Source organism: Microcoleus sp. F4-D5, from assembly GCF_036704885.1.
Lineage (GTDB): Bacteria > Cyanobacteriota > Cyanobacteriia > Cyanobacteriales > Microcoleaceae > Microcoleus.
Genome location: NZ_JAUBSX010000166.1, coordinates 1 through 3,435, shown reverse-complemented (window position 1 = coordinate 3,435; position 3,435 = coordinate 1). Strand labels below are relative to the sequence as shown.

At 48.2% G+C, this 3,435-nt stretch carries 5 protein-coding genes and 1 pseudogene; 2 read left to right on the top strand and 4 right to left on the bottom strand.

All coding sequences use genetic code 11. The annotated features are described in order from the left end of the window. Positions 1-40: 40 nt before the first annotated feature. A complete protein-coding gene (locus tag QUA80_RS33180) occupies positions 41-244 on the bottom strand; it encodes a hypothetical protein (protein WP_333429146.1) in 204 nt (67 codons plus the stop codon). Between the two features lie 222 nt (positions 245-466). Here QUA80_RS33180 and QUA80_RS33175 point away from each other — a divergent pair, with 222 nt between their 5' ends. Further along, positions 467-799 carry a hypothetical protein gene (locus QUA80_RS33175; protein ID WP_333429145.1) on the top strand — a complete coding sequence of 111 codons (333 nt, stop codon included), beginning with the start codon at positions 467-469 and terminating at the stop codon, positions 797-799. Between the two features lie 161 nt (positions 800-960). Continuing rightward, positions 961-1,605, top strand: a complete 645-nt coding sequence (locus tag QUA80_RS33170; protein WP_333429144.1) for a hypothetical protein — start codon at positions 961-963, stop codon at positions 1,603-1,605. A gap of 152 nt (positions 1,606-1,757) precedes the next feature. On the opposite strand, the gene QUA80_RS33165 is transcribed toward QUA80_RS33170, so the two are convergent. From QUA80_RS33165 to QUA80_RS33155, 3 genes and pseudogenes are all read right to left on the bottom strand, one after another. Then, positions 1,758-1,949 (bottom strand): hypothetical protein, encoded by a 192-nt coding sequence (locus QUA80_RS33165; RefSeq protein ID WP_333429143.1) that lies wholly within the window; start codon positions 1,947-1,949, stop codon positions 1,758-1,760. Between the two features lie 9 nt (positions 1,950-1,958). Continuing rightward, on the bottom strand, positions 1,959-2,222 hold the full coding sequence (locus QUA80_RS33160) for a hypothetical protein (protein WP_333429142.1): 264 nt from the start codon (positions 2,220-2,222) through the stop codon (positions 1,959-1,961). Beyond that, positions 2,209-3,435 (bottom strand): annotated as a pseudogene (locus QUA80_RS33155) (hypothetical protein); the annotation flags it as partial. The pseudogene QUA80_RS33155 and the gene QUA80_RS33160, both read right to left, overlap by 14 nt.

Sequence of the window (3,435 nt, the reverse complement as noted above, 5' to 3'; positions counted from 1 at the left end):
TTATTATCTCGGATGATTCACTTTTATCCCCTCCATCTGCCTATGTGCCAGTTGGGGGTGCGGAATGTGGGTTTGAGGTGAGATAGATGAGGATTGTGAATTGTCCGAGCTTGTCAGCACCCAGGTAATTTACGGTTGTGTAGAATCCGCTGGGGGTGTTGCCGATGCGATTGCTGTAGCGGAGTTCGCCGGCTTGCTGAAGTGCTAGCAACGCGGTAGAAATCAGGCTGTTGTGAATATTCATTTTTCTAGGTTCGGTGTGGTGTGTGGCGTCTGGGCTTGTCTTACCCTTATGTCTTACATACTAGCAATCTGTTAGACAGATGTCAAGCAGTTGTAAGACATAATTGTTAGACATAAGCAAGCTGTATGACAAACTCCTGTATGACAGATTTTGCTTATACGTCATACAAATAACGACTGGTGTTATACAATGGCGTCATACATATATGACCGAGGTAAGACAATGGCGTCAACATCGTTAACTTTTCGCTGTCCAGATGAAGTGTTGGAGGCGATCGACAATTTAGGGAAAGAGCGCTATCCGGGGGCTACCAATACTACCCACGGGTACGATCGCTCTAAGACTTTGATCGACATTATGCGGGCGGGTCTCGCGGCGCTGTCTGATGGCTCCGTTGTCCTACCCTCACCCGCAGAAGTCAGACAACAGCCGTCTGACGTAAGACAAGAGTTGTTAGACAGCTTGGAACAGCGTATTGTAGAAATCATTAAGCCACTGCGAGCGGAACTCAAAGCAGAATTAAAGGCTGAATTGCTGGGGGAGTCCGCTGCCTGACCGATCGCCCCAATGACGAACCGCTCAGGCAGCAACTAGAACAAACTCAAGGGCAACTCGCAGAAGCTACCCGCGATCGAAATGAACTCCAAACCGAACTCGATCACACTAAGCGGCAATACCTAGAGCTACTCGAAACCAGTGCCAGCAGGATACAAGAAGTGCAGGCAGACAGTGACTCGCTCAGGCGGGAATTAGAGGAAGTGCGATCGCAAATTGCAGAGCGCGATCGGACGATCGAGGAATTGAAAGCCAAAAATGAAGAATGGAAAAAGAGATTCTCCGACTACAAAAATCATATTTACGAATCAAGTAAGGCGATCGGAGCCAAGCACACAGAAGAGCTAGAAGCTCTTAATCAGCAATTACTGGCGGCGGGTTCCGATCGGGAAGAACTTGCCCAACTCAAGAAAGAGACTAAGGAAGCAGCGGCAGAAGTACACCGCGAAGGGCGCGCGATCGAGCTTGAGAAAGTCCGCTGGCAAGGGCAACTCAGCGACGCCAGAAGTGAGCTAGCAGAAGCAAAAGCCACAATCCTCGAACAAAACAACAAGATTCGGGAATTGGAGCGGGGGTACAGTTTCAAGCCCAACCCCGCAGAATCTAGGTTGAGGTTAGAAATCGGCGAACTGCAAGCTGAACTAGAAGCCTATAAGCAGCAGCCAGCGACTGAACTTGAGTTACCAGAGCCAGCCGACTTGCTCAACCAACTGAAGGCGCGGCGTAAAAAATCGGGGGCGAACTTGGCAGATGTGGAGGCAATTCTGGAGATGCTGGAAGGGAAAGAGAGCAAGGGCGATCGGTAAAATAGTTGAGTCGTTACGCAGCGGCGACACATCCCTAATAAAAAAGCTCCCTGACCGAAAATGTCAGGGAGCTTTTTTACATGGTGGGTAATTAGTAATCGGTAACTGGGAAAGGGTTCCCGCATTATTTGCATTGTATTCGATCGTCCCGATCAGTCTCTGGGGCGAGCATTTATTTCGACGATCGTATCAATCTTCGATCGGGCCGCTTCGATCGCTTGCTCGTGGGTTTGGGCTGTGCCGACGAGAGATTGATATCCTTCGTTGAGCCATTGAATTTTCCAGTTTGGGCCCCGGACGATCGCAGCATAAGTGCGGTGGCGGATGAATATTTCGGTTTCCATTTTTGTCTCCTAATTTGTACCGTCTGGCTCTCGTTCGGATGGATCGTATACCCCATCGAAATCGCAGTAGCTACACCCGTGTCCTTGACATCGCGGGCAAATAGATAGCGGGGGATATTCAGCCTCAAATTGCTCGATAACGGCTTCTACTTGCTTCTTCAAATCACTGTTTTCTGTGTAAGTCTCTAACACCATTGCTATGATTACCTCTTGTGCTTCCTGCGAGAATCCTTCAGGCAGTAATGCTTGAATTTGTGAGTTATTTGTTGGCATTGTTATCACCCTTGATTAGCTTCTCAAGCATCTCTCTCGCGTCACTGTAGAGGTGATGATTGCGTCCCCCAGGCTTCAAGCCCCAGAGTAAAAAGATTGTCCTTTCCTTGCCTAAGTTTTGAGCAATTATTAATTTTGCTAGTTGTAACCGTTGCTCATGTTCCGCCAGCGGAAATTCCTCAGAAAACACGGGCGGGAGGGCTTCCGCCAACACTTCCCCTAGGAAGCTTCCCAAGTTTCCAGCGTCGGGAACTGGCTTTCCATAAGGGTTTCCCGCGTCTTCCGTGCTTTGCTCGCTGTCTGGGTTTTGGAAGCTTGGGAAGTTTCCACTATCAACAGCCGGAACGCTGGAAACATCAGTAACAGTCGCTTTGTTGACTTCAATCTTGGGCATCAACCCTAATACTGGATTGCCGATGGTAGATAGAATAATTGGTGTTTGCTCAGACATCGAATCAGCGATTAATAGCTTCAAATCTGCCGACAACAAATCTCTATGAAGCTTACTTGCAATCACGTTTGGATTGTTCAACATTTGCTCGATTACACCGTAAGAGCCTTGCTCTTCACCGTCTTTAGTAGTCCGTACTAAACCTTGAGCTAATAGTGCCAAATTGAGCCGGATATTGCTGTCGGCAACCCCACTAGATGCAATGTTGAAAGATTGAGTACAGATGAAGTACCCGACATTGTACTGACCCCCAACAGTGGCTATCATTCCTAGCTTGGCTGCGACAGCTTCCCATATAGGGATGTTCTTTTTCTGGGACAAGCATTGATGCGTCGCAAACCAATCTTCGAGGATTAGCTTGATAGGTCGGTTTCGGTAGGTTTCCTCTGTTGCGGGCTTCGATTTTCTCTGTTGCAATTTGTCGTAAACCTCGTCCAAGAACTGCATCGACTGTTCAATTTGCAAGGGGTCAAACACCGTCAGCCGATCGCGGGCAACACCGGGGAAGTCCTCATACTTTTGGGAAATTACGTAAATGTCAGCTTGTGGAAACCGTGTTGTCAAGTCTGCCAGCCATTTGTGCAGAGTGTGGGTTTTTCCGCAGCGGGTAGGGGCTGCAAGGAAGATTGAGGTATTGATGCCCGCTAAGGAATTTAAGATTTTGCTGGCAGTCCGGCGAGATATCTCATACCATTTTTCTAAAGATGTGCTAGAGATAAAGAATGTAAGATCCAAGACCATCCTGTGAGAAAACCAATGACA